This is a genomic window from Pseudomonas sp. 1152_12 (assembly GCF_052850675.1).
Map to the genome: position 1 here is coordinate 23720 of NZ_VXCW01000001.1, position 26983 is coordinate 50702.

The 26983-nt window shown below is 57.6% G+C and carries 17 protein-coding genes and 2 pseudogenes; 9 read left to right on the plus strand and 10 right to left on the minus strand.

Translation table 11 applies throughout. From position 1 onward, the window contains the following. Positions 1 to 62 precede the first annotated feature (62 nt). Positions 63 to 1301, minus strand: coding sequence for an MFS transporter (locus tag FW764_RS00100; RefSeq protein WP_446432173.1), 1239 nt, complete (start codon positions 1299 to 1301; stop codon positions 63 to 65). Between the two features lie 151 nt (positions 1302 to 1452). Here FW764_RS00100 and FW764_RS00105 point away from each other — a divergent pair, with 151 nt between their 5' ends. Further along, positions 1453 to 2265, plus strand: coding sequence for a class I SAM-dependent methyltransferase (locus tag FW764_RS00105; protein ID WP_446432174.1), 813 nt, complete (start codon positions 1453 to 1455; stop codon positions 2263 to 2265). Positions 2266 to 2756: 491 nt separating this feature from the next. Here the strand turns inward: FW764_RS00105 and FW764_RS00110 are convergent, their stop codons facing one another. Continuing rightward, positions 2757 to 3143 carry a TIGR03067 domain-containing protein gene (locus tag FW764_RS00110; protein ID WP_446432175.1) on the minus strand — a complete coding sequence of 129 codons (387 nt, stop codon included), beginning with the start codon at positions 3141 to 3143 and terminating at the stop codon, positions 2757 to 2759. 288 nt (positions 3144 to 3431) lie between these two features. On the opposite strand from FW764_RS00110, the gene lpxO reads away from it, so the two are divergent. Next, positions 3432 to 4331 (plus strand): lipid A hydroxylase LpxO, encoded by a 900-nt coding sequence (lpxO, locus tag FW764_RS00115; RefSeq protein WP_446432176.1) that lies wholly within the window; start codon positions 3432 to 3434, stop codon positions 4329 to 4331. Positions 4332 to 4455: 124 nt separating this feature from the next. Here the strand turns inward: lpxO and FW764_RS00120 are convergent. Both FW764_RS00120 and FW764_RS00125 read right to left on the minus strand, forming a co-directional pair. Next, positions 4456 to 4641, minus strand: a pseudogene (locus FW764_RS00120) (ATP dependent DNA ligase); the annotation flags it as partial. A 70-nt stretch (positions 4642 to 4711) separates the two neighbouring features. Beyond that, positions 4712 to 4807 (minus strand): annotated as a pseudogene (locus FW764_RS00125) (Ku protein); the annotation flags it as partial. A gap of 184 nt (positions 4808 to 4991) precedes the next feature. Here FW764_RS00125 and FW764_RS00130 point away from each other — a divergent pair. Together FW764_RS00130 and FW764_RS00135 are read left to right on the plus strand one after the other, a co-directional pair. After that, positions 4992 to 5306, plus strand: coding sequence for a hypothetical protein (locus FW764_RS00130; RefSeq protein WP_446432177.1), 315 nt, complete (start codon positions 4992 to 4994; stop codon positions 5304 to 5306). Between the two features lie 12 nt (positions 5307 to 5318). Continuing rightward, positions 5319 to 6476 (plus strand): PQQ-dependent sugar dehydrogenase, encoded by a 1158-nt coding sequence (locus FW764_RS00135; protein WP_446432178.1) that lies wholly within the window; start codon positions 5319 to 5321, stop codon positions 6474 to 6476. Positions 6477 to 6597: 121 nt separating this feature from the next. On the opposite strand, the gene FW764_RS00140 is transcribed toward FW764_RS00135, so the two are convergent. After that, positions 6598 to 7080: a nuclear transport factor 2 family protein gene (locus FW764_RS00140; RefSeq protein WP_446432179.1), complete on the minus strand. Its 483-nt coding sequence runs from the start codon at positions 7078 to 7080 to the stop codon at positions 6598 to 6600. A 54-nt stretch (positions 7081 to 7134) separates the two neighbouring features. Continuing rightward, the gene (locus tag FW764_RS00145) at positions 7135 to 7698 is read right to left on the minus strand and encodes a TetR/AcrR family transcriptional regulator (protein ID WP_446432180.1); all 564 of its coding nucleotides are present in this window, start codon (positions 7696 to 7698) and stop codon (positions 7135 to 7137) included. A 124-nt stretch (positions 7699 to 7822) separates the two neighbouring features. Between FW764_RS00145 and pssA the strand changes: the two genes are divergently transcribed. From pssA to FW764_RS00160, 3 genes are all read left to right on the plus strand, one after another. Further along, the gene (gene pssA / locus FW764_RS00150; RefSeq protein WP_446432181.1) at positions 7823 to 9166 is read left to right on the plus strand and encodes a CDP-diacylglycerol--serine O-phosphatidyltransferase; all 1344 of its coding nucleotides are present in this window, start codon (positions 7823 to 7825) and stop codon (positions 9164 to 9166) included. Positions 9167 to 9286: 120 nt separating this feature from the next. Next, a complete protein-coding gene (locus tag FW764_RS00155) occupies positions 9287 to 14194 on the plus strand; it encodes a hypothetical protein (RefSeq protein WP_446432182.1) in 4908 nt (1635 codons plus the stop codon). 278 nt (positions 14195 to 14472) lie between these two features. Then, entirely contained in the window at positions 14473 to 17910 is a 3438-nt protein-coding gene (locus tag FW764_RS00160; RefSeq protein ID WP_446432183.1) for a hypothetical protein, read from the plus strand. A gap of 64 nt (positions 17911 to 17974) precedes the next feature. Here FW764_RS00160 and efeO (FW764_RS00165) read toward each other — a convergent pair whose 3' ends face one another. From efeO (FW764_RS00165) to efeU, 4 genes are read right to left on the minus strand one after another with little or no spacing between them, the layout of a single operon-like run. After that, entirely contained in the window at positions 17975 to 18793 is an 819-nt protein-coding gene (gene efeO / locus FW764_RS00165) for an iron uptake system protein EfeO (RefSeq protein ID WP_446432184.1), read from the minus strand. A 24-nt stretch (positions 18794 to 18817) separates the two neighbouring features. Continuing rightward, the gene (efeB, locus tag FW764_RS00170) at positions 18818 to 20122 is read right to left on the minus strand and encodes an iron uptake transporter deferrochelatase/peroxidase subunit (protein WP_446432185.1); all 1305 of its coding nucleotides are present in this window, start codon (positions 20120 to 20122) and stop codon (positions 18818 to 18820) included. Between the two features lie 14 nt (positions 20123 to 20136). Continuing rightward, positions 20137 to 21339, minus strand: coding sequence for an iron uptake system protein EfeO (gene efeO, locus FW764_RS00175; RefSeq protein WP_446432186.1), 1203 nt, complete (start codon positions 21337 to 21339; stop codon positions 20137 to 20139). 10 nt (positions 21340 to 21349) lie between these two features. Beyond that, a complete protein-coding gene (efeU, locus tag FW764_RS00180) occupies positions 21350 to 22195 on the minus strand; it encodes an iron uptake transporter permease EfeU (RefSeq protein WP_446432187.1) in 846 nt (281 codons plus the stop codon). A gap of 168 nt (positions 22196 to 22363) precedes the next feature. Between efeU and FW764_RS00185 the strand changes: the two genes are divergently transcribed. Both FW764_RS00185 and FW764_RS00190 read left to right on the plus strand, forming a co-directional pair. Further along, entirely contained in the window at positions 22364 to 23383 is a 1020-nt protein-coding gene (locus tag FW764_RS00185) for an AraC family transcriptional regulator (protein ID WP_446432188.1), read from the plus strand. A gap of 129 nt (positions 23384 to 23512) precedes the next feature. After that, positions 23513 to 26977, plus strand: a complete 3465-nt coding sequence (locus tag FW764_RS00190; protein ID WP_446432189.1) for a hypothetical protein — start codon at positions 23513 to 23515, stop codon at positions 26975 to 26977. Positions 26978 to 26983: the final 6 nt, after the last annotated feature.

The window sequence follows — 26983 nt, forward strand, 5'->3', positions numbered from 1 at the left end:
CCCGGTCGCTGAGCAGAAAATTTTGGCTGTGTGTTGGAATTTGGCGCGCATTGTCGCATATGTCAGGCGACAGTTGTAATGTGCGCGAACGATGGTTTCTTCAATGTCTCCGGCATCGCCAGCCATAACAGCGCCAGGGCCGCCGCCGCGACGCCCGCCAGGGTCAGGAAGGCGGCATTGTAGCCGGCCTGCTGCACCACGAAACCGGCCAGGCTGCTGCTCAGCGCCGCGCCCAGGCCAAACACCGTGGACAGTGCGCCCAGGCTGACATTGAAGCGGCCGGTGCCTTGGGTCAGGTCCTTGACGATCACCGGGAACAGCGCACCGAAAATCCCCGCGCCGATGCCATCGAGCATCTGCACGGCGACCAGCCAATAAGGGTCGTTGGACCAGGTATACAGCACGCCACGCAGCGGCAAAATCATGAACCCGGCCAGCAACAACGGCTTGCGTCCCCACACGTCAGCTTTGCTGCCCACCAGCCAGGCCATCGGCACCATCACCCCTTGCGCGGCGACAATGCAGGCCGAGGTCAGCGGCGTGGCCATGTGCAGGTTGATCTGCGCCAGCTTCTGGCTGACCAGCGGCAGCATCGCGGCATTCGCCAGGTGGAACAGGGCACAGCAGATCGCGAACAGTAGCAACGGGCGATTGGCCAGTAGCCCCTTCACGCCGGAGGGCTGTTCGTGTTCATGGGCGTGAGCGGGGTCAAAGCCCCGAGCGACCTCGTGGTCAATCGCCGACGCTGATACACAGCTGACCGCCACCACACTGGCGATCGCCATAAATGCCATCAGGTAAAACACCACGACTGGGCCGAACAGATACGCCAGCCCGCCCGCCAGCAGCGCCGCTACGGCGTTGCCGGCGTGGTTGAAGGTTTCGTTGCGCCCGGTGCGGCGGGTGAAGGCGCCTGGCCCGGTAATTCCCAAGGAAATGGCCGAAATCGCCGGAGCAAACACTGAGGCGGCAATGGCACTGACCGCCTGGGTCAACGCCACCCAACTGAATGAGCTGACAAACGGCAGAACCAGGCAACTGACAGTGACGAGAACGGCCGCCACCGCGATCACCGCGCGTTTGCTGCGCGTGCGGTCGATCAGCGCACCTGCCGGGCCTTGGGAGAGCAGGGCGGCGATGCCCGCCAGGGTCATGACCACGCCGATGCTGGCCGGGTCCCATTGGTGCACGGCTAGCAGGTAAATTGCCAAGTAGGGGCCGAGGCCGTCGCGAACATCCGCCAGGAAGAAATTCAAGCTGTCCAAGGACAAGGTATTGCGCAGGTCGGAGTGATTGGCCATAGCGCTGTCTTCGGCAAGGGTGTTCAGGGCGAACACTCAATGGGCTAGTGACCTGCAGGCTTGGATAGAAGTTTCGCCGCCACAGAGGGTTTCATCTGACAGGTAATTGGCTTATTTTCCGAGGCTGCCTTACTGACTCTCTGGAGACGCAATGGACATGCCCTCAGCCCAACAGGCCATCGCCAGCAACAAAGACGCCTGGGACGCGTCCGCCAAGCTGCACAAAGACACCGCCACCTGGAACGCGTTGCTCGAATCGGTCGCCCAACCGGACTTTTCGTGCCTGGACCCGACCATCACCGCGTTGCTGCAAGATGTCGGCGTGGCCGGCAAAGACGTGATTCAGCTGTGCTGTAACAATGGGCGTGAAAGCCTATCGTTGTTCGGCCTGGGCGCACGCAGCGTGGTGGGTGTCGACCAATCCCGCGCTTTTTTGCAGCAAGCGCAGGAACTGGCCGAGGTGTCGGCGCATAACCCTGAATTTGTTGAAGCCGATATCCATCATCTGCCTGAACGCTTGCACGCTCGGTTTGATGTCGCGCTGGTGACCATTGGCGTACTGAACTGGATGCCCGATGTGGCGCTGTTTATGCGTCACGTGGCGAGTGTGCTCAAGCCTGGCGGCACACTGGTGATCTATGAAACTCACCCTTTTCTGGAGATGTTTGATCCCAAGGGCGCAAATCCGTTATTGCCCGACAGCTCGTATTTCCAGCGCGACCCCTTCGTGCTGCAGCAGTCGATTGTCTACGAAGGGCAGGCTGATATTGCCGGGCCGACGTCCTATTGGTACGTGCATGCCCTGGGCAGCGTGGTCAGTGGGGTGATTGCGGCCCACTTGCAGATTGAGCATCTGCAGGAGTACCCGCATTGCAACCGCGAGGAGTTGTACGAACAGTACGAGCATCAGCCAGCTCAGTTGCCGTTGTGTTTTACCTTGACCGCCACTAAACGTCCCGCCTGATATACGCCAAAAGCGTCCTGGTGCTCGTTGGGCTGATAGCAATCGAAATGGCACGACAGAGATGACGTTTGAGTTTTCCACAGCGGAGCGAGGTGTGTTCGCGCAAGTCAAACCTGAAAACGACGATATCAAGTTCACAGCGTTTATGTCGCTGAGTCCTCTGCAGCAAGCGTTTGCCCGCAAGGCGCAACTCGAGTAAGCAATTGGGCCCACTGAACGTTGTTTCCCCGCTGCCTCTGGATCACAGTAAATCCCAAGCGTGACTTGCGACACGAGCTTTCAGCGAACGCACTTCAGGATGGATACGGGATGGCAGGCTGGACATGCACATTGATGTGCATGGGACCCTCGCTGGCGAGGATATCGTCGTATAAAAAAGGCCCGCGATGAGAGGCGGGCCAAGTTAACCACTGGAGTAGGTAGGCCTCACCCTATAGGCCGAGAAGTGAAGGCCCTGTGAAAACGCTGTCGCAAGTTCGGACGTGTACATCTCAGCGGCGGCGCACGAAGGTGCGCATGGTCTGCCCTGGCCCGGTGCTGAAAACTGTCGGCCGGGGCATGCCTTCATCGGCAGCGATAAACACAAAATCATCGCCTTCGAGGCGGTAGCTGGCGGGCAGTTGCTTGCCGGCGTCTTCGCCTATGGCGTCAATCCAGGTAATGCTTTTTGGCGTGGTGCTGCTGTCTAGGGAAAATCGACCGGCCAGCAGCATCTCGCCGCTCGTCGTGCGCACTTCAAAGCGGTCGCCGGTGATGGTGGTCAGGGCGCCCGGCGCGCTGTGGGCGTCGACCGGGTTGAGTACTCCGCTGTCCTCGAGCGCGGTTTGCTCCCAGGCGCCTTGCAGGGCTTGATGATCGCTGTGTAACAGAGCCGACATACAAATTCCATTTTATTGAAGGTTGTTTCCTATAGTGCACCACGGCGGCTGCGGCGAGACAAGCGCCGGTGTTGATCCAGCACAATGAAAGGACAGCTTTTCACAATTCTTAGTTAACCTTTGGTTACAAACTGTGGCTAAATAACTACCAATGGCCATGAACCGGTGGTCGCACCGCCGGTCGTGTCGCGTATCTGTGAATTGTGACTTCAGGTGCTCCTTATCCAATCCTCGCCCTTTGCAGGCGCAGGAGCAGCCTGTTCTCTCTACTAACTTGTGACGAATCCCTTGAAACTCATCATTGTTGCTCTCTACGTTGCGTGTATTGCGTATGTTCACCTGCGTGGTCGGGTGCGACACAAGCTGGGTCGCCAGCTTAGTGATCACTCGACGTTCCTGGCGCCGATCAACTGTTTCCTCTACTTGTTCTCCAAGCAGCCCAGCCGCCCATTCCTGTCGCCCAGCGACTTTCCGGACCTGAGCCCACTGCAGGAACATTGGGAAGAGATTCGCCAGGAAGGCCAGAACCTCATGCGCATGGGCGAAATCAAGCGCTCGGACCAGTACAACGATGTGGGTTTCAACTCGTTCTTCAAGTCTGGCTGGAAGCGTTTCTACCTCAAGTGGTACGGCGACAGTCACCCATCGGCGATGAAACTGTGCCCGCGCACCACTGAGCTGGTGCAACGCATCGGTTCGATCAAGGCCGCGATGTTTGCCGAGTTGCCGCCGGGCTCCAAGCTGGTGCGCCACCGCGACCCTTATGCTGGCTCCTACCGGTATCACTTGGGCTTGGAAACACCTAACGATCCTGGCTGTTACATCAATGTGGACGGTGAAAGCTATTACTGGCGCGACGGTGAGCCGGTGATGTTTGATGAGACCTACATTCATTACGCGGAAAACACCACGCAGCAGAACCGTATCATCCTGTTCTGCGATATCGAACGCCCGATGAAGTACCGCTGGGCGGCGGCGTTCAACCGCTGGTTCAGCCGTAACGTGATGGCGGCGGCCGGTTCGCCCAATGATGACGGCGACAAGACCGGCGGCCTGAACCGCGCGTTTACCCGCCTGTACAAAATTCGACTGCGTGGCAAAGAGCTGAAAAAGCGTAATCGCGCACGCTATTACCTGGAAAAATGGGCGATTTTTGCTGGCTTGGCGCTGATCTTTATCCTCATCTAAAACACCCTCGGGCGCGAATCACGGTGGTGGCTTCGCGCCGCTGCTGATCTTTTTTCTCGCGAGGGCAGCCTGGGTGATGCAAGTGGCCCTGCGCGGCAGCTCATGAGTGATCTGCGCCACCCGCAATGAACGACGCTTGGCGCACTACGCCTTCGCGGGGCCATCCGGCGCAGTTCACCTCGCCCACCAGCTCGGGTTCAACCCAGTGCACGCCGCGTGCCTGGGTGCTGGTGAGGGATTTTTCCAGCGGTAGTGTTTTGCGTTCCACGGGCGAGAGCTGCGCGTAGATGTTTTTCAGCGCCACCCGATCACGCCTCCCAGCACCAGGTCGCAGGCACTTTGGAAGATGTCGCATTGAATGGCGGCAAAGGTCTCGGAAAGAAATCAACGCCTTGGGAGGCCGTGGCTGAGACCAGCGATACCGGGATATGGACCAAGCCGAAACGGATGGCGCCTTTCCAGATTGCCCTTGGCATGCCTGCGTTTCCTTGAGAAGAGACGGTGTTCTGATGACTCGCAGGCGCCGGGAAACGTTTCGGCGGGCGGATGCGTGGACAGATTGTGTTACACCTGATGAGAAACTATTTGGTGTCGAAAGCCGAACCCAAGGCGTAGCGTGTTATCGAAAGCATGTACTACTCGCCCCAGAGAGGCTTTGTCATGAACAGCTGTGTGCGTTATCTGGCCGTACTCGCTTTGGGCCTGGCGCTTGCGCCATTTGCTCAGGCGCAGAACCTGCCCGGCACCTATGACACCAACAACAGCCCTATTCACCGGGCCAACCCGAACAGCATGCAGGGCACTCAGCCTCATGCGCCGCCCGTTCGCGGTATCCAAACAGTGCCGACCCGCCCGGCGCCCACTGTGGAAAACGGCGGCATCGGCAATCGCTACCCAACGCGTAATGCCGTGCCGAGTCGTCCTGCCACTGAAACTAAAGCGCCCACTTACGATGCCAACGGCAATCGCCGGTAAGGATTCCGTCTTATGTTCCTACGCAAAACCCTGCTAGCCGCTGTGTGTGCAACTACGTTGCTGCCATTGGCGGCGGTCTACGCGGCCGATGTTCAGCCGTTCACGAGCGAACAAGGCCGCATCACCGCGACCCCGATTGTCCAAGGTCTGGATCACCCTTGGGCCGTGGCGTTTCTGCCGGACAAACAAGGCTTCCTGGTGACTGAACGCCCAGGCCATCTGCGCTTTGTCAGCCCCGACGGCAAGCTTTCCGCGCCTTTGACCGGCGTGCCGCAGGTGTGGGCCAAAGGGCAGGGCGGTTTGCTCGATGTGGTGCTGTCGCCGGACTTCAAGCAGGACCGTATGGTCTACCTGTCATACGCGGAAGGCGGTGGCGAGGGTGGCAAAGCCGGTACTGCCGTGGGCCGTGGGCGTTTGGCCGATGACGTGACTGGCCTCCAGGATTTCAAAGTGATCCTGCGTCAGGAACCCAAGCTGTCCACCGGCAACCACTTCGGCTCGCGCCTGGCCTTTGACCGTGATGGCTACCTGTTCGTGACCTTGGGAGAGAACAACGACCGCCCGACGGCCCAGGATCTGGACAAGCTGCAAGGCAAGGTCGTACGGATATTCCCGGATGGTCGCGTGCCGGATGACAACCCCTTTGTGGGCCAAGAGGGCGTGCGCCCGGAGATCTGGTCCTATGGCCAGCGCAACCCGCAGGGGCTGGCGTTGAACCCATGGAGCGGCACGATCTGGGAAAGCGAGCATGGGCCGCGCGGTGGTGATGAGGTCAATATCATCGAGCGTGGCAAGAACTACGGCTGGCCGTTGGCGACCCATGGCATCAATTATTCCCTGGCGCCGATTCCCGAAGCCAAGGGCAAGGCCATGGAAGGCACGGTAGCGCCGCATCACGTCTGGGAGAAATCACCGGCTATCAGTGGCATGGCGTTTTATGACGCCGACCGGTTCAAGGTGTGGCAGCACAACCTGTTTATCGGTGCGTTGGCCAGTCGGGAGTTGATTCGTTTGCAGTTCGATGGCGACAAGGTGATTCATGAAGAGCGCTTGCTCGGCGGCTTGAAAGCACGGATCCGCGATGTCCGGCAGGGGCCGGATGGGTTCTTGTATGTGCTGACGGATGAGGATGACGGCGTGTTGTACCGGGTAGGTCTGAACCAGGACTGAATGTGGAAATGGGCTCGTGTGGAAGCTGGCTTGCCTGCGATGCAGACGACTCGGTGTGTCAGCTTCACCGAGGCGACGCTATCGCAGGCAAGCCAGCTCCCACGGGGTGACCGGGTAGCGCTTAAAGCCCCAGCTCAGACAACCCCGGATGGTCATCCGGGCGCCGGCCCAGCGGCCAGTGGAACTTGCGCTCGCTTTCCTTGATCGGCAGGTCGTTGATGCAGGCAAAACGGTTGGCCATCAGGCCGTTCTCGTCGAATTCCCAGTTCTCATTGCCATAGGAGCGGAACCAGTGGCCGGAATCATCGTGCCACTCGTAGGCATAACGCACGGCGATACGGTTACCGGTAAAGGCCCACAACTCCTTGATCAAGCGATAGTCCAGTTCCTTGGCCCATTTTCGGGTGAGGAAACCTTTGGCTTCTTCACGGTTATGCGCGAATTCAGCGCGGTTACGCCACTGTGTGTCGAGGGTGTAAGCCAGCGATACCCGTTGGGGGTCGCGGGAGTTCCAGCCGTCTTCGGCCAGGCGCACTTTCTCAATGGCCGATTCGCGGGTAAACGGCGGCAGGGGCGGGCGTAGTTCTGCGTTAGATGACGACATGGAGGCGGCTCCTGAAGCAATAAGGGGTTATCGAAAGTTGCCTGGCCTGTGCGTTCAGAGCCCCAATAATGTTTGCGCCATGCCTTGCGCATTATCAGCGGCCGTTGAATCGCCCATCACCAGGGCAACGGTAATGGCGCCATCGATCAGGATCAGCAGGTGCGCGGCCTGCCGTTCGGGGTCGGGGGTGCCATGTGCTTTGCACAGTTGGAGTGCGTACTCGAACAGTTTCTGTTTATGCGCCTTGGCCAGCAGGCGTACCGGGTTTTGCGGGTCGCCGGTTTCACCACTGGTGTTGATGAAAGCGCAACCGCGAAAGTCCGCCGTGCCGAACCAGGTCTTCAAAGCGCTGAACAGCCCCAGCAACCGCTCGCCACTGCAGTCGCTGCGTTCAACTTCACTGCGCAGCCACTGTAACCAGCGTTCGTCGCGACGTTGCAGCGCGGCAATCACCAACTCGTCTTTGTTGACGAAGTAACGGTAAATACTTTTGCGCGAGACCCCGGCAGTTTTCACCAGCAGGTCCATGCCAGTGGCGGCGATGCCATGGCGATAGATCAACTTCTCGGTAACGTCGAGGATAATGTCGCGGGTTTCATTGCGGGTCATGTCATTCATGTTGCAAACAGTAGAATGATCGTTCTTCTTGGTCAAGTGGCTTTTCAGCTGTTTACCAGCGAGACCTGAGCAGCCCCATGGTGTAAGCTCTGGGCCTCTTCGGATTCGACCCATTGCGAGCCTTATGCCGTCGTTCTTCAAACGCTCCCTGTTGCCTAAACTGCGCGGTTTTCCACTGACTCCCGAGGCCATCGAGGTGCTGGCTGGCGCCGCTGCGTTTCGTCGTTGCCTGCTGGAAAAAATCCCCCAGGCCACGCGGCGTATCTACATTGTCGCGCTGTACCTGCAGCAGGACGAAGCGGGCCAGGAGATCTATGACGCCTTGCACGCTGCCAAGGCCGCACGCCCCGAACTTGACATTGTGGTGGTGGTCGACTCGCTCCGCGCCCAGCGCGGGTTGATCGGCGCCGGTAAGCAGCCGGGCAACAGCGCCTGGTATCAGGCCATGACTCAATCCCACGCCAGTGAGGTGCCGGTGTACGGTGTGCCGGTGCAGACCCGCGAACTGTTCGGCGTGTTGCACCTCAAGGGCTTCGTGATCGACGACAGCGTGCTGTACAGCGGCGCCAGCCTGAACAACGTTTACCTGCATAAGTTCGACAAGTACCGCTACGACCGTTATCACCTGATCCATAGCCAACCACTGGCTGATTCAATGCAGCACTTGGTGGAGCACGGCCTGATCACCTCCAAGGCGGTACATCGCCTGGACCTGCCCAATCCGCCTACCACCCGCAGCCTGCGCAACGACATCGGCGACCTGCGCAGCCGCCTCAAGCATGCTGCCTACGACACCACCACCGGGCTGTTGCCCAACGGCCACCTGTCGGTGAGCCCGTTGCTTGGTGTCGGCAAGAACAACCCGCTGAACCGAGTGATCCTCGAATTGATCGCCAGCGCCCAGCATCAGCTGACCATCTGCACGCCGTACTTCAACCTGCCACTGCCGGTGACCCGTGAAATCAACCGCGCCCTGGCACGCGGCGTGAAGGTCGACATCATCGTCGGCGACAAAACCGCCAACGACTTTTACATCCCGCCCAGCGAGCCATTCAAGGTGATCGCGGCGCTGCCTTACCTTTATGAAATCAGCCTGCGCCGTTTCGCCAAGCGCCATCAGCCAATGATTGAAGCTGGCCAGTTGAACCTGCACCTGTGGCGCGACGGCGACAACACCTATCACCTCAAAGGTATGTGGGTCGACCAGCGCTACACCTTGCTCACCGGCAACAACCTCAACCCGAGGGCGTTCCGCCTGGACCTGGAAAACGCCGTGCTGATTGATGACCCGCAAGGCCAGTGGCTGGAGCCACGGCGTACGGAGCTTGCGCAAATTTTCCAGTACACCACGCGCATCGAGCGTTACCAGCAGTTGCAGACGCTGGTGGATTATCCGCAAGCAGTGGGTAAGTTTTTGCGGCGGGTGAGTCGGGTGCGGATTGAGCGGTTGCTTTACCGTATTTTGTAATTGGGCTAAACGCCTTGTTCAGAATATGCCTACAGGCTAAACAGGCGCCGCTTCGTAGGCTTGCGGTTAACTGTTCTTAAGGACAAGAACTCTTACGTTTAACCGTGAAGAGAACTTGAAATGTCTACATTGGGTACGCTTCCGGCGTCCACGCCTTTATTCGTTCCAACAGAACACGCAGCTGAATCTGAACCTCGTTCTCCGGTTGCGCCAACGCTCCAGGACCGTTCCGGCGAAACCCCACACGCATTCAGTGCAGGATTAGCGCGCCGACGTGATGGGCAGTTGACGCAGGCCAAGTTTGAACAAGCCTCTGTTCGCCACAAGCGCGAAAATTCGTCGCAAAACTCCACGCCCCTGGCCGACGTCGGGCTTATCAGCCAGGCCTTTGCGCAGGATGCAGACGCGAAGAGAGCAGATATAGAGCTGCAAAAAGTGCTCACTCTGTGGCTGATCAGCGACGTGATTAAAGACGACCCGTTTCCTCAAAACGCCTCTATCAGGCCTTTCATTGATGCGTTCACCTATGCTGCTCAGGAACCTCAGGTGCAGGCCTGGTTTGAGGCCAAGGGTTTGGATGTATCGACAGTACGCGTTTTCAGTGACGGGGTTGAAGGCACGGTCTTGATCAACGGTGAAAAGGTCAAGCGAAGATTCACCGCTACCGACACCTCAGGTTGGAACGAGGTCGGGGCTAAATTGACAGAGGCGGCGAACATGCTGTCGCCTCAGTCTTGCGGGGTGTTGCTGCCCGATAAAATAACGCGGCGATTCCTGGATTTAGATGCAGTATTTAATTTTTACGGTTTGCGCCCCCCCCTCGCGGATGAAAACACAGCACCGTTAGGCATATTACTTAATACGGTAGGCTGGCCGGCGCTAACCGACCGGAAATACTTTGTTTGGCGGCAGCAGTTTGGGCAGCTCCAGCAGAAAATCAGTGACATTGATGCCCGGACGAGCCTGACTTCTCAACTGCATAAGTTGATGAATGACGCGGCAGAGGGGGAAACACCGAACCTGGGCGACCAACTTGCCGCGGTACGGCCAGCGTCGACGCTGGCGCAAAAAAGTCGGGTGTTGCGTGAATCCTTTGCCAAGTGGTTGGCGATGCCGGCGTTCAAGACATTCATTGAAAAGCTTGGCTATGGTGGCGAGGATCAAATCTACAGGGTGTTTGATGGGGACCTTCAAATACGCCAGCGCGATAATCAGTGGTTTTCTCTGGGGGTTTTTCTAGAGGATGAAATCAGCAAAGTCGGAGTAGGTGGCAGCCCTGCGGAAAAGCTCGCGATCAGAGCCCTCGATTCGCAATTCAAGCAACTCGTAGAGAAGAGTCAATCAGTCGGAAACACGCTGTACTCACAGCCTATGTACGATGCGCGTCAGTTCCTAGCGTTTTGCGGCCTGGGGTACCCTGGCACGCGTGAGCAAGTCTCCACGGCCGCCAGCGCGCTGGCCAACACCCTGCCGCCTTCGCCAGCGCATTGGACGCTACCTTCCTCAAGGCCGGAGAACCCGGACCGTGCGTCTGTCGATACCCATTTCGGTAAATCCTTGATCCGCGGATTGCGAACGGGTTATAGCATTATAGAAGTCCCGCAAGGCACGTCCTTGTCGTCCGCTCTTGATGTTTACCGAGAGGTCCTGGCCCAGCCGGAGCTACAAGCGTGGATCAACAGCAAAGGGTTAAAACCCGAAGGGCTGATGCTGCACAAGGACAGCATCAGCGGCGTTGTCGAACGTGACGGTGTGCGTAAGGACGCGACCTTCACAACGTCTGACGATTCCGGGTGGTGGCAAGTGAGCGCCAAGCTGCGCATGATCAGGGATTTGCTGGACCCTGCGGACGAGGGTATGTATTACCTGCCAGAAGGAGAGTCATGGGTGGCTACCTCGGTGGCCTTGCAGGCTTACGGTTTGCCGCAGAACCCTACTGGAGGCCGAGAAGGGCTGATAGCGCAGTTGCAGAACACCGGGTTGACGATGCCCGCCGCAAACTATCAGCGAATCAACAGCGGTTTGGAGGCATTGCGGCAAGATATCGGTGACCTGGATGAACGCGCCTACCTGGCCAACTATCTGGAGAGTCAGCTCAAGAACGTGCCTGATGATAGGCCCAGGGATTGGTCAGAGCATCAGGTGCAACCGTCGGCCAGTTCACCGCTGGTCGTGGGCGATGATGCGGCGCGAGAACATCTTCGACGGTTTACCGAGTCGACTGCGCTGCGCACGCTATTGGAAAAAACAGGCTCGTTTTGGCCAGGCAAGCCTTTCCGGGTGTCGGAGGGTAAATTCGAACACCAGACGCCGGATGGGCATTGGCTGGACCTTACGAGACATGTCACTGAAGTCAGCAGTCTGAAACTTGAGCTTCGCCAGTTGATCGCACTGAGTCAGGACCGAGGAAACGCTTTGTATTCGGTGCCTGCTTACGACATCCGCCAGCTCTTGGATCATAAAGGGTTGGGTTCGCCACGCACTGCTGGCGAGACGCGCAACGTTGTGCGATGGCTGCGCACTGCCTTGCCACCCGCGCCCGCCCTGGGCGATTACGCCGGTCTTATTGAAGAACCGTGGGCACCCGGCAAATTGACATCCGGCGATAGAGTCACCCTCAAGGCTGAGGCCGACAAGTGTTGGGCTGGATCAAACCCTGAAAGTTTTGAATACCTGAATAACGCAACTCAAGAGGTGCTGGAGCAGAACCCGGCAGAGCACCTGGAACAATTCCTCAACAGCACCGATGCCCTGCGCTACGGTCAACAACTGGCGCGAATACTCAAATGGCAAGGTTCGCCAGTGCCCAAGAGGGTTAGCCAACAACTGGTCACCGCCGCGCTAACTTTGTATGCACAGCAGGGGGAGCCTGCAAAACCAGGCCACGTTGCTGGCTATAACCTTTACCAACCGAAAAATATGGGCCGTACCTTCACCGCAGTCCGTGGGGATCTGGTGAGACACTTGCATGTTAATCGGGGGCTTGAGCATAGACTCGCGGTGCTGACGGCCCAGATTCTTCTTGCACAGGCGGCGCCCGAATTTCTGGTAAAGGAGGTGCCTGACGAAATACTTATCGGCACGCCGGCCTGGATGGAACTGCGCCTGGGATGTGAGATGGCGAATCTCAAAGCGCCAGGCACGAGCCGCATGATGAACGAAGAGCAGATCAGCGATCTGACTACGCTGGCCCCCACTAGCGAGGGGCAGGCAAGTTTGATGAAGCTGGGGGCCATAAAGATCTTGCTGGATTGGGCGGTACTCAATGGTGTGATTCTCGCTGCATCGAAACGAGAACATACCGTGTCGTCGGTCAAGACCGCCAGCGAAGCGTTTTTCAAACAGCGTAAAGAGGTTAGCGACGCGTTGAATGCCGTGGCAGAGATACCGTCACGAGAGGCCCTGGCGATCAGGGAATTGCTCAAGGTATTTCCGGGAACCACGCGCAGCCAGTTGGAAGGCATGAATGTATTGATTGCCGATACCAATGCTCGACGCAATATGTCTATATCCGAGCCGCGTACACGCTCGCTGATACAAACCTACATGACGGGCGATCTGATACCTGGCAAGTGGGTACTCAGAAGCGATATGCCGCAAGCGCTGATGACACCCCGAACTAGCCCCTTTCAAACAAACCTGGAAGTCGAGGCACCGGCCGATAAGTGCGCAGAACTTGATGAGCGGATTGGTCGACTGCCCAATATGGAGTCTATGCTCAAAGCTTCAGTCGATGCGCACACCGCTACGCTCAAGAAAGCCTACGCTACCCAGCTAAAACTCATGTTTTCCCAGCTCCCACAGACCGATCGTGAGCTTTTGAACAACCCTCAAAGCATCGTCAGTTTGTACACCGTGCGCGGGGAGACTGGGTTGTCTCCGTCCGATCAGACCAGCGACGATGTGCAGGCGGCTAGAGGGCGGCAAGGCACCTTGATGAGGGTCGAGCTGGACACACGGGTGTGTTATTTCGAAGTGTTTGCGAATGGGAAAATCATCAAGCGCAACGATCTTCCTGAACAGCTGCGACTGGGCGATGTCCTTACTGGCAGACCCAATACTGACTACTGGAATAACCGTTACCAGAAGTTTGCTTCGCGTGGGTTCAGCGTCAATTTGGACTTGGACGCCTACAAGAATGGTACTGCGCCAAGGCCGAATGTCTCCTCCAGCGTTATCATTGAAAGCATCGGCACGCCGATTATCGGCGCTACGGCAACGGCCAGCAGCGGGCTGGACACTGGCCCGACTAATACCTTTGCATCAGCAAAGACCCAAAGCATAGTGACGCTTATTGCCGAGCACAATTTATATGAAAGCGATGAGGCCCTGCTGCAGAGAGCCAAGGGCACATTACCCCTGGAGGAAAAACGAAAAGACCTCGCACGTGACAAGGCAATATTGAAGGGGCTCGTGCCATTCCTGGGGGCTTATCAGGAGTTCTCAAACGGAAATATTGGCGCGGGGATGTTCGCCCTGACGCTTGACGTGGGTGGGCTGATCATTGGCGCAGGCGGTCAGGTCCGAACGTTGATACGCGCGACTAAGGCACTCACGCCCAACCCGATAGGTGGCATCGTTCGCAGGCTGGGAAGTACAGTCGCGCCGCTCACCCCCAAAATCGCGTGGACAAAGCCAGTGGCGAGTTTCAGCGACAGGGCCTTTAACTTTATCAGGGAATCAGCGTTGTTAGGGAGTGCGGCAATGAACCCGGCGGACGGCTATGTGGACCTAGTGAATGCCGGGGCCAAGGGGCTGAAAAGCTTGGCACATGTGAGCACGTCGAAGCTCAACGGCGCAGCGCCACACGTGGTCGTCGCTGAGGAGAAGCTGAGGGCTTACTGGTTGGCAGGTGGGTTTGACCCCGCACCAGGGTCTCAGCAAACAGGTGTGGCCGGAACCAGCCAGGGGCTAGCCGTCGTTGCGTCTCAGATCAATGGTTTTTGGTATGCGATAAACCTACAAACGGGTAAGGCGGATGCCACGCCATTGTCTGACTTTAAACCGACGGCCACGCTCCCCGCGTGAGAGGGCAAGCCCGGCGCTACTGTAGATTAAACGTTTATCGGCCACCGGGCATGCACTCCACCGCCGCAAAAAACAAACCAGAGCGGTAAACGTCCTCTGAGGAAGTCGACCACGCGCCTGATTCAGCTCGGGCTTCTTGAGGGTTTTCTGCCAACGATAATCCCCTCAATGCATTGAGAGTTTTCCTGCACATGTTCTTGGTGTTCCTTCGTAGGCTCTTCGTTGGCGGTTCTTATGGACAAGAGCTATTACCTCCCATTGGTAGAGAGAAATTGAACATGCCGAACATCAGTCTCAGCCAACAGGGGCGCGGGGTAACTCCATCGGTGTTGCCTTTCGCACAAGCGTCTGTCGCGAATCCTTCATCCGAAACCGCGACCCGCGCCAAGCGCAGCCCTGCCTCGATCACCGTGCAGAACTCCCCGTGGACACTTCAGCCCTTACCGACGCCTTCAACCGAAGCGTCTGCAGCCGCCGATCGTTGGTTGCTCGAAAAGCGCGACGAGCCGAACACGCGTCATGCTGCACACAGGAAAGTCCAGCTGCAGCCCGCAGCAACCATTTTTCCGCTCTTTGATGCTTACCGACGCGCGTTGAATTCGCCAGAGTTGCGGGCGTGGTTCCAGAGCAAAGGCATTGTGCTGTCATCGCTGGTGGTTAGGCCGGACTCTGTCAGCGGCAGCGTAACCAAAAGCGGTGTGAGCAGCGTGCAAACCTTTACCACCCATGATTTTTCGGGTTGGTGGCAAGTCAGTGCAAAGTTGCGCGCCGCTGTGCAAGCACTCGATTCCGAGGGCAAGGGCTTGCCGTACGTTCACCAGGACGCCGATACATTGCCTCTTGACTCGGTTCTGCGATGGTATTCGACCCCGTCTTCCGTCAACACGGCCAATATGACACAGTCTGGACATGAGCTGACAATGGCCGACAGGGCTGCGCTGGAAAGTCGGGTGCAAACGGCAAGGCACATCATTGATGACCTGGATGATCGCGCCCACTTGGCAAGCACCCTGACACACCTTATTGCAGACAAGGCGGATGACGAAGAGGTATCACTGGCCGATCTGAAGGTACAGCTCAGCAGCACCTCGGCGCTGGTCCGCGATGCGACCGGCAACGCACCGATCGGTGACGTTTTGCAAACCTATGGGTTGCCGCTGCCCAAGACGGCAGGCGAGTTGCGTAATGCCGTGTGCTGGCTCAAGGCAGCTTTGCCATCGCCGCCACTTTATGGGAATTACACCTCCGACCTTTTATCAAAAAAATGGTCGCCGGGAAGCATGTCTGACGCCGACAAAAACTATTTGATCCAATTGAACAATCGTGAGGATCCGAAAAAATCCAGCGCCTATAACCTACTGGCCGCGCTGGATGTTGAGAATAGTCTTCTGGATCGGTACTCATCCAACGTGCTGCGCACTGAAGCTGATCGTTTTCTCGGTCAGTTGCTCAGTCACGAGCAGACGTTACATTGGGGCGAAATGTTTGCCCAGGAGCAGGGTTACCACGGGGCATCTGGCACCACACAGATGTCGGACGCTGAACGCAGGCAATGGTTAATCGCCGCCATCAAGCTACAGATTGATCCTGACGCCCCTGGGCGTGCGGGGACCATCGCCGGCTACGATATTTATCAGCCGGGCAACAGCGGGCGCAGCCTGGCCGAGGTGCGTGCGAAAATCGAAACCCAATTGAAGAAAAACCCACTGCTCAACCCCAAAGCCGCGCCGCTTGTAAGCCATCTCTTCCTGGCAAGTGTGGCGCCTGAGTTTCTTGTTCGGGACACGCCCACCACCCTGCGCGTAGGCACCCTGGAGTGGGCAGACTTACGCCTGGGTGTTGCAATTGCCGAGAACCTGGGTGGGCCGGGGACATCACGTGTCATGAGCTACAAAGACCTCATTAGTCTCACCCGGTTGGGCCCCCGCACGCCGGAAGAGGCCGCTGTGCTCGATAACTATGGCGTCGATGCATTGCTGGATTGGGGCTTAATGCAAGGGGTCTACAGCCAGCCGGCGGACGGTCTATATACACCACAGATGCATCAGGACTCCACTGAAGCCTTCACCGCCCAACGCAATCAACTTCTCAGTGCCTTTACACATTTCAATGAGCCGTTGCCTACTCGAGAAAACCTGGCGATCCAGAATTTGAAAGGGGTGTTTCCCGAGTACAGCGTTAAACAATTGCTGGCTATGAGGGTGCACACCGCAGACCGTGACAAGATCCGCAACTCGAAGTCGTCGGAGCCGCAAACTCGCTCTCTGGTAGAGACGTACATGACCGACGACCTGACCAAGAATCAGTGGATGCTGTTGCAGCCAGGGGAGCCGATACCGACGCCCGCTAAGCAGATAACGCCGTTTGATTTCAACCGAGGCTTTAGCAAGAAAGAGCAGGAGGCTATCGACGAAAACGTTAAGGACTTGAATGCCAGGGTCGCCAATCTGCCGAATCTTGAGACCCACTTGTCCGCTGAAGTCGATACTTATCTGAGCGGCCTCAAGCTTGCTTTGAGCGTCTTTACAAAGCGGATGATTTCGAACCTGTCACTGCCTGTTCGCCAGGCCCTGGAATTTGGGACTGTCCAAGTACTTGCCTTGCGTGAGAACGTACCAGACTCGGCCAGCGCGCACCTGACACCTGAGCAGGTGGACGAGCGACGCGGGCGAAAAGGTTCATTGATAACGTGCAAACACCTCGGTGTGAGCTACGTTTTAGAGGTGTTCCCGGACAAGATGCTGATCGTCGAGCGCGACGACCTGGTGGGTAAATTGAAGCTGGGAGGCGCCGTGATACCTCCCCCTCCTACTTTAATTTCGTGGGTGCGCGGAAACACTCAACGGCATGTTGGGGACGAGGTGTCGATTGATTTTACGGCCTACAGCACTGACGCTTTGCCCAGGCCTGATGCGAAGTCGAAGGGCATCATTATCGAACAGTTGGGTGATACCTTCAGCGCACCGCCGCCTGTGCCGGGAGATGAAGGAACTGTTGTACCCGAGAGTTTTTTCTCGGAACGAACCGAGGCGATTGTCGACCGGATCATGCAGGGTAATTTTGTTCATCATCGCGACAGCGTGTTGAAGATCGCCCACGGCGAGTTGCCGTTGGAGCAACAGCGCGAGGTATTGAAGAACAATGATCGTATTCTGCTGAGTATGATCCCCTTTGTAGGCGCAATCATGGACCTGGCAGAGGGCAACATTGTCGACGGTACAAAAGGGCTGCTTCTCGATACGGCCGGCGCGTTTCTAGGAGGGGCAGGGTCAACCTTGAAGGCTTTTGCCAAAGCCACAAAGGTCCTTGCGCCCTTCGGCGCCAAGTCTATGCAGGTACTGGAAAGCGGCGTACGCGTCGTCAACGGCTTCCTGAACCCGTTTGCTGGCACGGCAAAAATTATGGTGGGTGCTACGAGAGGGCTCGTTGCGCTTCCGAAGCTGTCGAGCAAGGGGCTGAAACCACCGTTGACGACGACTCTGTGGTCTGTAGAGGAAAAGATGCGCACGTTCTTCAATACGAGAGAGGCGTTGAAAAAAAACCAAACCGCTCAGGCTGACGGCGAGCAGCCTGCCACTCACAACGGGCACAATAATGACGTGCCCGTTAACGCGGTGCAGGTCGGTGAGTATTGGTATGCGACTAACCCAGCCACTGGCTTGCCGTTAGGCACGCCGATGCCGGGGTATAAACCGCTGAGCGCGACGAGCGTATAGAACACACCCGTTGCTGAAGCCCGAGCCATGCATACGCCAACAGCGCACATGGCACGGGATTGGTTCAGTTCAAGCCCAACTTACCGCGAAGGGTCGACAGGTCTTCAGCCAAGGTGTTGACCGGACCCACCAGGGCCTTACGGTCGTTTTCCTTCACTTTGTCATAGGTCTCAAAGCCGCCATCCTGGGTCTTGTACTTGGCCAAGACCTTGTTAACGGCGGCGAAGTTCTTGTCGACTTTGGCCAGGAAAGCCTTGTCTTGTTTCTCGATCTGGCCACGGAACAGGTCAACGATTTTCTTCGCGCCGTCGATGTTGCCTTGGAAGTCATACAGGTCTGTGTGGCTGTAGCGATCTTCCTCACCGGAGATCTTGGTGGCGGCGACTTCTTCCAGCAGCGCGGCGGCACCGCCGACCACTTTCTCAGGCGGGAAAGTGAGACCGTCGACACGGGTTTTCAGGTCGTTGACGTCGGTGTTGAGCTTGGCGGTCAGGCTTTCCAAGCCTTGGGTAGTGTTCTGCGAGAACAGCACGTACTCGATGCGGTGGAAGCCGGTGAAGTCTTCGGCGGTCACGCCTTTTTCGTGGTCGTCCACGCGTGAGTCAATGGACGCGTCGAGGTCGCTGAACAACTCGGCGATCGGCTCGATGGATTCATAGTGCATGCGGGTTGGCGCGTAGAGCTTCTTGGCAGCGGCGAGGTCGCCTTGGTTGATGGCGTCGGTGAACGCCTTGGTCTGGTTGACCAGCTCACCGATTTCTTCGGTGACATAGATTTTGTAGTCCGAGACCGGGCCTACCAGGTCCAGTGGCGCGGTAGCGGCGAACGCTGTCAGCGGCGCCAGGGTCATTAACAACGACAACGCGATAGTCGACTTCTTCATGGGACGTTTTCGCTCTGGTGTGTTTTAGGTGTTGGCAGTGGTTTGATGGTGCGTTGCAGCGAGCAGCGCGCGCCCGATGAAATCCTTAGGCCCCGTGACGCCCGGCAAGGTGAAGAAGTACCCGCCGCCGACTGGCTTGAGGTATTCCTCCAGGGGCTCGCCGTTGAGCCGGGTTTGCACGCTGATAAAGCCTTTCTCCAGGTCCGCTTGGTAGCAGATGAACAACAGCCCCATGTCCAACTGACCGTTTTTGTTGACGCCGTTGGAGTAGTTGAACGGCCGACGCAGGATCAGGTTGGCCTGAGTCTGCGGGGTGCGCGGGTTGGCCAGGCGGATGTGGGCATCGAGCTTGGTCAATTTGCCTTGCGGGTCCTTGCTGTAATCAGGCACCTGGGTTTCTGTGTGGCCATCCATCGGTGCGCCCGTGGGTTTGACGCGGCCAATGATGCTTTCCTGCTCTTGCAGCGGGGTACGGTCCCAGCGTTCGACGAAGTTGCGGATGATGCGCACAGCCTGGTAGCTGCCATTGGCGGCCCAGGCGGGTTCATCGCTGCCCGGTTGTACCCAGACAATCTGGTCCATGGCCTTATCGTCGTTGGAGTTCGGGTTGGCCGAACCGTCACGAAAGCCGAGGAAGTTGCGCGCGCTCTGCGCAGGTTCGCCAGGCTTGGCGGGCGCCTGGGGCGGTACGCTGCCTTCTTGTTTCCAGCGCACCAGCAACAGGTCCGGCAGGTTCTTCACGATGTCGCGCAGGGCGTGGATATTGGTGTCCGGGGTGTTCGAGCTGAACTGCAGGCTTAGGTCGCCGTGGCACTGTGCGGGTTCCAGCGCATCGTTCGGGAAACCGACCATACGGCTCAGGCGCTTGGGTTTGACGGCGGTGAGACCGAAGCGCTCATCGAACAGCGATTCGCCAACGGACACGGTGATGGTCAAGTTGTCGGGTGTGACCACCGGGCCAAGAATACCGGAGTCGGTAGGCGGCAGTTTCGGGTCGACTTGCGCAACGGCGCCGCCGGTCATCAGGAACGCAATGCGCTCGTTCAGGGTACGGAACAGGCGCTCCAGGTCTTCACGGTCGCTGGCCAGTACATCGAACGCTACCACCATGCCGCAGGCTGGGCGTGGGGTGACGATGCCGCTCTGGTGCTTGCCGAAAAAGTCATGGTGGTCCTGGGTTTTGTCACTGCGCGGTGCGGTGGTGACTTGCTCGGCGGCAGCCGCCATGGCCGGGCAGCTCAGGCTGCTGCCGGCAATCGCTGCCCCGGTGGCCGCCATGCCCAGCAGGACACGGCGACGCGTTGTGCAAAACTGTTCTGAATCACTCATGTTGTAGGTCGTCTTCACTGCAGGCCGGAGAGGCCAAGGGCGGGGTCGATTCCATCGAGTGCAACGGCCAGAGCCTTGGCCTTTTCGGCGATCTGCTTGCGCTGATCGGCCGTGACGCTGTCGTAGCGGATAAACTGACCGTCGACGTTCAAACCCTTCAATTCGGCATCGAAGGCGGCGAGGGCGTTGTCGATTTTTGGTTGCAAGTCAGCAGCGGACTTGGTCAACAACGGGCGCATCAACTCCACCACCTTGTGGGCGGCTTCCAGGTTGGCGGCAAAACCGTTCAAGTCGATATGGCTGTAGCGTTCCTCTTCGCCACTGGCGGCACGTGCATCCGCCAGGCTGTTGAGGTTGCGCACCACAATGCTCACCAGTTGCTCGGGTGGCAGCGACTGGGCCAGCAGTTGTTGTTTGAGGCTGTTGACGTCGGTGACCAGGCGCTGGGCAACGGGGGCCAGGCCATCCAGGCTGCGCTGTTGGAACAGGCTGTATTCGAGGCGGTGGAAGCCAATGAAGGCGGGATCTTGCTCGCGTTTTTCAAAATAGTCGGCGCGGGCGTTGATCGCGTTATCCAGCTCGGCCAGGCGTTGCGACGCGGGTGCGAGGCGCTGGTAGGCCTCACGTGCTGGCACATAGAGTGCCTGCGCCTGAGCCAGGTCGCCGGCCTCTATGGCTTGCTGCAGCGCAGTCACGGCCTTGACCAGTGCACTGCCTTGGCCACTCAGGTACACGCGAAACTCTGACAGTGGGCCGATAAAAGCCACCATCGACGGTTTGGCCTTGGCCTGGGCGTCGGACTCCGCAGTTGGTGTTACGTGCAACGTACCGCGCGGGTTGCTCAGCAGGCCGCAGGTGATCGTATAGTCACCGGGTAACAGGTTGGCGTTGATCACTTGGCTCAAGCCCGGAGCGATATTTTCGCGCTCCTCGATCACCAACACGCCGTCGAGGATTTCCCATTCCACCGCTCGGTCGGAGCGGTTGATGATACGAAAGCTCGCGCGCCCGGCAGGTACGCTCAGTTCGTTAGGCTCACAGGCGTGAGCGTGAATCGTCACGGCGATTTCATTGGGGTGGGTCTGGCGTTTGGCAGCGGCCAATTGCGAGGCGTAATAGAACAGCGCACCGGCGGCGATCATCACGACTACCGAGCCCGCCACCGCCCAGCGCAAGGCGCGGGAGGGCGGAGCCGGTTGAGGGGTTGGGTTGGACAAGAGACGGTCCTTACTGGCTGGAAACGGGAGAGGTTTTGACGACAGGCTTGGGTGGGGCCGAAGGCAGGAAGAACATCACCAGAGCTACCACCAGGTAAATCAGATAGGCGCCCAAGGTGCTGACGGTCGGCGCATCCTGATAGCCGAACATCCCGGCCAGCACCGAGCCCAATGGGCCATCCATCGGCAGTATTGCGCTGAAATCGAACAAGACGGTTTGCAAGTGGTTCCACACCCCGGCTTCGTGCAGGGCCTGCACCGAATTGGCGAGAATGCCGGCGGCGACCACAAGGATGAACAGGCCGGTCCAGCGGAAAAAAGCACCCAGGTTCAAGCGCATGCTGCCGGTGTAGATCAGGAAACCGACGATGATCGCCAGGATCAGGCCGAGCAGGGCGCCAATCGGCGCGCCCGGTCCTTCGCTTTGTTGGAACACTGCGAGCAGGAAGAACACCGTTTCCAGGCCTTCGCGGGCCACGGCGAAAAACACCATCGCGATCAGTGCAATCACTTGGTGTTTGGAGCCGGCCAACGCGTGGTCGAGGGATTCATGCAGGGAGTGTTTGATGGACCGCGCCACTTTACGCATCCAGAACACCATGGAACTGAGAATGCCCACGGCCACCAGGCCGACCACACCTTCGAACAGTTCCTGTTGTTTTTGCGGGAACTCCGCGCTGACCAGTTCCAGGCCACCGCCGACCAGCAGGGCCAGGGCGGCAGCCAGAAATACGCCGATCCACACTGCAGGCATCCACTGGCCGCGGCCGGTTTGCTGCAGGTAACTGGCGATGATGCCAACGATCAATGCGGCTTCAATGCCTTCGCGCAGCATGATTAGAAAGGGAACGAGCATTCGGCACCGCATCGAGACTGGAGAGGATGGTAATTTGTAACATAATGATACTCATTACTAAACAGCCATTGTTGAGGTTTGCTGAACTGCGGCTGAACGGTGGTGGCGAAGCGCAACCGCCCTTATGATGCACCCCATCTTCATGTACAGCCGAAAAGCTCATTTCCCATGTCGGAAAAAGACACCATTTCTATCCACCTTGTGCGCGAAGCCCTGCTGCAGAGCTGTGCGCCAGGGGCGGCCACGGTTGAAGCGCTGAGCAAGGTCGGGATCGCCCCGGCGTTGCTCGAGCAGCCCGACGCTCGGGTACCCGCCACCGCATACGCGCGCCTGTGGCGTTTGTTGGCGCGGCGTAGGGATGATGAGTTCTTCGGCATGGACCCGCGCAAGCTCAAGTCCGGTAGCCTGGCGTTCCTGTGTGGCGCCGCGATGGCGCAGCCCAGCCTGGGCGCGAGCTTGGAAACCGGCCTGGGTTTTCTATCCTTGATGCTGGAGCAGATGCCCGCGCAACTGGTGCGCCAACAAAGCCTGGCGGAAATCGTGTTGCTCGAACCTGAGCCTAAGCGCGCATTCACCTATTTCACTTATTGGATGATCGTGCACGGCGTCGCCTGCTGGTTGGCGGGGCGGCGTATCCCGATTCTTGCCATCGAGCTACGGTGCCCGCAGCCGGACTTCTATGACGACTATCGGGTGATGTTCTCTGATAACTTGCGCTTCGACCGGCCGCGCACCCGCATGATCTTTTCCGCCGACTGCCTGGACCTGCCGATCAAGCGCAGCCCGGAGGAACTCAAGCGTTTTCTGGCCTATGCGCCAGCCAACATATTGGTCAAATACCGCGACCCGGATAGCCTGGCCACCCGCCTCAAGAACGACCTGCGCCAGATGCCTGCTGATACCTGGCCGGAAACCGACGGTCTGGCGGCCAGCTTGTGTATCTCAGCGTCGACCCTGCGTCGCCGCCTGGCGGATGAAGGGCAGACCTATCAGGGGCTCAAAGACAGTGTGCGCAAGGAGTTGGCGATTGTCTGGTTGGCTGAGGCCGATATCAGTTTTGTTGAAATCGCTGCGCGACTGGGCTTTGCCGATGTCAGCTCATTCTATAAAGCCTTCCGCAAATGGTCCGGCTCGAACCCAGGGCACTACCGCAGTTTAATTTTAAGTGACGCGTTACCGGCTTGCTGAAACAAGGCGTGGGTATGTCGGCGGGTGGTAATTTGTACATATAGATGCATGAGAAACTTCAGAGAAAGCCGCTCCCGTCGGAGTCGGCGACTTTCAGAATATTGGACTCCTTTCTCTGGAGTACTTTTCATGAGTTTATCGGCCCTTGATTCAAGAACCCCCCCACAGTCGAGTCCTCCACCGGGTGAACTGAGGCTGTCCGCATCGACTGCTCAATCAGACCTGCCGGTTGAGGGTGTGAAAACAAACGCCGAGGCTGAACTTGCCACATTGCTGGCTGACAAGCACCAGGACGATTGGCAGTGGCAAAAACTGTCGCCAGAGACGTCGGTCGGAAAGTGGCTGGGCCTTTTTAATCAGGCGTGGAGCACGCCGGCCATGCAGGCTTGGGTGAGCGCGCAACGTTTCGTGATGCCTACCTTTCGGATAGTGGGCACTACCCTGACGGTAACATCGCTGGTAGGCGAAAAAAGCATCACCACCACGTTTACCCCGTCTGACGGAACCGGTTGGTGGCCATTGGGTCGGCAGGTAATTGCCAGTGCTGCAATTCTTGATCCGCACAAGAAGGGGCTGAATGGCAATCCTCAAACCCAATTTGGGCCCTCTGATATTGCGGCCTTCTACGGCGTTACCTGGCCGATCAACCAGACAGATGCGGAACAACTCAAAGCTAACGGTTTTCCGGTAAAGCCTGTGGCGGAAGACCCTATGCGTTCACCTGAAATACGCAAGCTGGCAGCACGCGAGTTTATGGATGTAGAAAATGAAAATGCACTGATAAAGACGCTGCTCGGTAAAGTCAAAGACAAGCCCGGCGATGAAAAGATCGACCTGAGTAAGATTCTTCAGGGCATTACGCCGGGGTCGTCACTTGCCATTGCTAATCGGTCGGGGCTCAAACTGTTGCAGCCCCTGATGCGTGATCCCATGATGGCTCCGATCTTGAGCGCGTACCGCACAGACTCCAAAGCCAAGGTTTCACTGGTGGACAGGGAGTTGTTTATAAGCGCCGACGGCAAACCTGGATCGTGGCGCAATGTGACGGCGCGAGTTCTGGCCCATCCTCATTTGGCGCCAATCCTGGAGAGTGCCGTCCAGCACTCATGTAAAACCGGAAACATTATAAGTTCACAGTCAACCACTGACGTATGGCAAATGCTGCGGTTTGCAACGTCGAGCGAATTGCCGGCCACTGTTACTGTCAGCGAATTGGCGAGCATTCTGAACTGGAAGCTCAACCCGCTGCCACCAGAGCCTTCATTGGGCGGCTATGCGCGGAGTTTTCTGGAGGATCGGCAATCACCGGATTGCCTGGATAGCGACCAGCGCCTCAGGGTGCGCCGATCAGCTCCCGACACCGGTGTACCGCCGAAGTTGACGCTGCTCGATTGTTCACCGGAGCCCTGGGCAGGCAAGACCCTCACGCAGATACGTGAGCAGGCTGACCAACTCATCAGCCAGGCATTGACTCAAGGCGCAGGGCTGAGGCGTTGTGAACCTATTCTCGCGGCATTGAAAGACGATCCCACCTCTCCAACCGGGGATGTTTTGCCGAGCTATCGTAAACAGATGATCCTGGCCCGCGATCTACTCACCGTTGATCCAGAACTGGGTACGCGACGTAATCATATTGCAGGCTACAACCTGTACTCAGTATCGAACACCGGAAAAACACTGTCTGAGGTACGTACTGAACTTGAACAACGCATCGCAGGCCACAACAAGATTCCGCTGAACCAAGCGACAGTGCTCACTCACGCGTTGTTGGCAACCTCCGCTCCCGAGTTTTTGGTGAAGGGAGCCGGTGATGTTCGGGTGGGGACATTGGAACTGGTCAACTTGCGCGTTCAAACGTCCTTGGTGGAAGGGGTTTCCCAAGGCAGTTCACGCCACATGAGCGTCGCACAGCTCAGTTCACGCGCCTTGCTGGGGGAGATTGCGGCTGAACACAAAGAGTTGCAAGCGGTAGAAAGTGCAGGGCCTATTTATGATTGGGCACTGGCGCAGGGGCTGGTCCCCGTCACGGATGATTACTCGCCTTGGGCGATTAATGTAGCGCTGACTGCCTACAACCAACGCCTTGATGCGTACAACGCCAGTGCCCGTGGCTTCGATAACGCCAGGTCGAATTTTAAAACCCGTGTGGAGGTGGGCGAACAGGCATTAGAGAGCGCTTGCCCTGGTAACGCTGCGTTTCTTGATAAACCCATCCTTTACATTGAACCTAGGAGCATAGCGATCGGCCTACTAACCTCCAGGCCGCCTGGCAATCTATTCGACTCACTGTTGGCAGCGAACAGCCCCCATCCCTCTATCAATGCGCGGATAACCGGAGGTTTTTCCATCAAGGATTTATACCTGTCGGGCGTGCTGACGCCTGAAAACGTCAAGACGGTAAAGTGGACGCTTATAGACCCTCAGGACCGAATAGAGTTTGAGGCGTTAAAGCCTATGCTCGAACGTCTGAAGCCGATAACAACCGTGTTTGATGATCCGTTCAATAGCGCAACTGGGCACTTTAGCCAGCTCAGCGTCCTGTCGACCAGAACGCTAATGAGCGAAATGCCAGTCGAAGATAAAATCAGGCTGGAGTTCGGTGATGTTACTGTTTTTGGTGCTGCTAAGTTTCAGGAGGTCGGGGCGAATGTACTCACGCAGGAACAGGCCCAGCAAAAAATGGGGCCTATCCTCTTCGTTCAGCATGCATTGGGCGACAAGTGCTATGAGTTCTTTCCGATGACTAAAACATACGTGGAGCACCCGGAGTGGGTCGACGCCATGAAATCGCCTATTAAATTTTATGCACTCGCCAGTGAGTTGGCGCTTCCCATGCGTAAGCGCAATCATCCGACGCTCCCGGCTGATATTGAAATCAAGGCACACCTCAAAGGGCTCGAAGCCTCTGATGGCGTAACAAGGGCTATGCCGAACTCTTACTCTTCGCCACGCACCAATGAAATTATCAACATACTCCAGAAGGATAAGCTGCTTGTAGACCGCGACTTTTTGTTGAAGCACGCCAAAGGCACGACGACCAGCGAGCGTATGCAGGCGACGTTCGACGCCATCGATACGTTTATCATCAATACCCTGATTCCGTTCAAAGGCAATATTGAAGAGATCCTGTCAGGTGATCCCAGGCGCGTCCTGGTAGGCGCTGTCGGCCTTGGGCTGGAAGTATTTGGTGCCTTGTTCGTGGTCGCCGGTGCGCTTAGCAAGGGGGCTACCGCGGCAGCGAAACTTGGGAACTTGGGCCGAGCAGCGATTTCAATGTTTAATCTTCCGAGCGCTATCGGTGGTACCACGCAATCCCTGTACCGTCTCACCTCAATGGGGGTCAGAAGTGTCGGTCAAGGCGTGATACCTAAAACGTTAGGGAAAGCGCTCACTGTCCTTAGGCGGTACGCGTTTGGTGCAAACAAACAAACTCAACGTATCATCAGGCGTGCTCCGTCTTGGTCGGCGCGTAAAGAAGCCACTCGATTGCTTGAGAATACCGGCCTGATAAATACTGTTTATGGAGCGGTGGACTTTTCTCAACAAACACCCCCGGCGGAGTCGCGAGGCAGTGCTGCTATTGCGCAAATTTAAGTATTA

Excerpts from the sequence above, each read along its gene's own strand:
- pssA (WP_446432181.1), top strand. The coding sequence starts at position 7,823 with ATGCCGTCGTTCTTCAAACGCTCCCTGTTGCCTAAACTGCGCGGTTTT.
- FW764_RS00160 (WP_446432183.1), top strand. The coding sequence starts at position 14,473 with ATGCCGAACATCAGTCTCAGCCAACAGGGGCGCGGGGTAACTCCATCG.
- FW764_RS00145 (WP_446432180.1), bottom strand. The coding sequence starts at position 7,698 with ATGAATGACATGACCCGCAATGAAACCCGCGACATTATCCTCGACGTT.
- FW764_RS00190 (WP_446432189.1), top strand. The coding sequence starts at position 23,513 with ATGAGTTTATCGGCCCTTGATTCAAGAACCCCCCCACAGTCGAGTCCT.
- FW764_RS00100 (WP_446432173.1), bottom strand. The coding sequence starts at position 1,301 with ATGGCCAATCACTCCGACCTGCGCAATACCTTGTCCTTGGACAGCTTG.
- FW764_RS00135 (WP_446432178.1), top strand. The coding sequence starts at position 5,319 with ATGTTCCTACGCAAAACCCTGCTAGCCGCTGTGTGTGCAACTACGTTG.
- FW764_RS00110 (WP_446432175.1), bottom strand. The coding sequence starts at position 3,143 with ATGTCGGCTCTGTTACACAGCGATCATCAAGCCCTGCAAGGCGCCTGG.
- efeO (WP_446432184.1), bottom strand. The coding sequence starts at position 18,793 with ATGAAGAAGTCGACTATCGCGTTGTCGTTGTTAATGACCCTGGCGCCG.
- FW764_RS00155 (WP_446432182.1), top strand. The coding sequence starts at position 9,287 with ATGTCTACATTGGGTACGCTTCCGGCGTCCACGCCTTTATTCGTTCCA.
- FW764_RS00185 (WP_446432188.1), top strand. The coding sequence starts at position 22,364 with ATGTCGGAAAAAGACACCATTTCTATCCACCTTGTGCGCGAAGCCCTG.
- FW764_RS00140 (WP_446432179.1), bottom strand. The coding sequence starts at position 7,080 with ATGTCGTCATCTAACGCAGAACTACGCCCGCCCCTGCCGCCGTTTACC.
- efeB (WP_446432185.1), bottom strand. The coding sequence starts at position 20,122 with ATGAGTGATTCAGAACAGTTTTGCACAACGCGTCGCCGTGTCCTGCTG.
- FW764_RS00105 (WP_446432174.1), top strand. The coding sequence starts at position 1,453 with ATGGACATGCCCTCAGCCCAACAGGCCATCGCCAGCAACAAAGACGCC.
- FW764_RS00130 (WP_446432177.1), top strand. The coding sequence starts at position 4,992 with ATGAACAGCTGTGTGCGTTATCTGGCCGTACTCGCTTTGGGCCTGGCG.
- efeU (WP_446432187.1), bottom strand. The coding sequence starts at position 22,195 with ATGCTCGTTCCCTTTCTAATCATGCTGCGCGAAGGCATTGAAGCCGCA.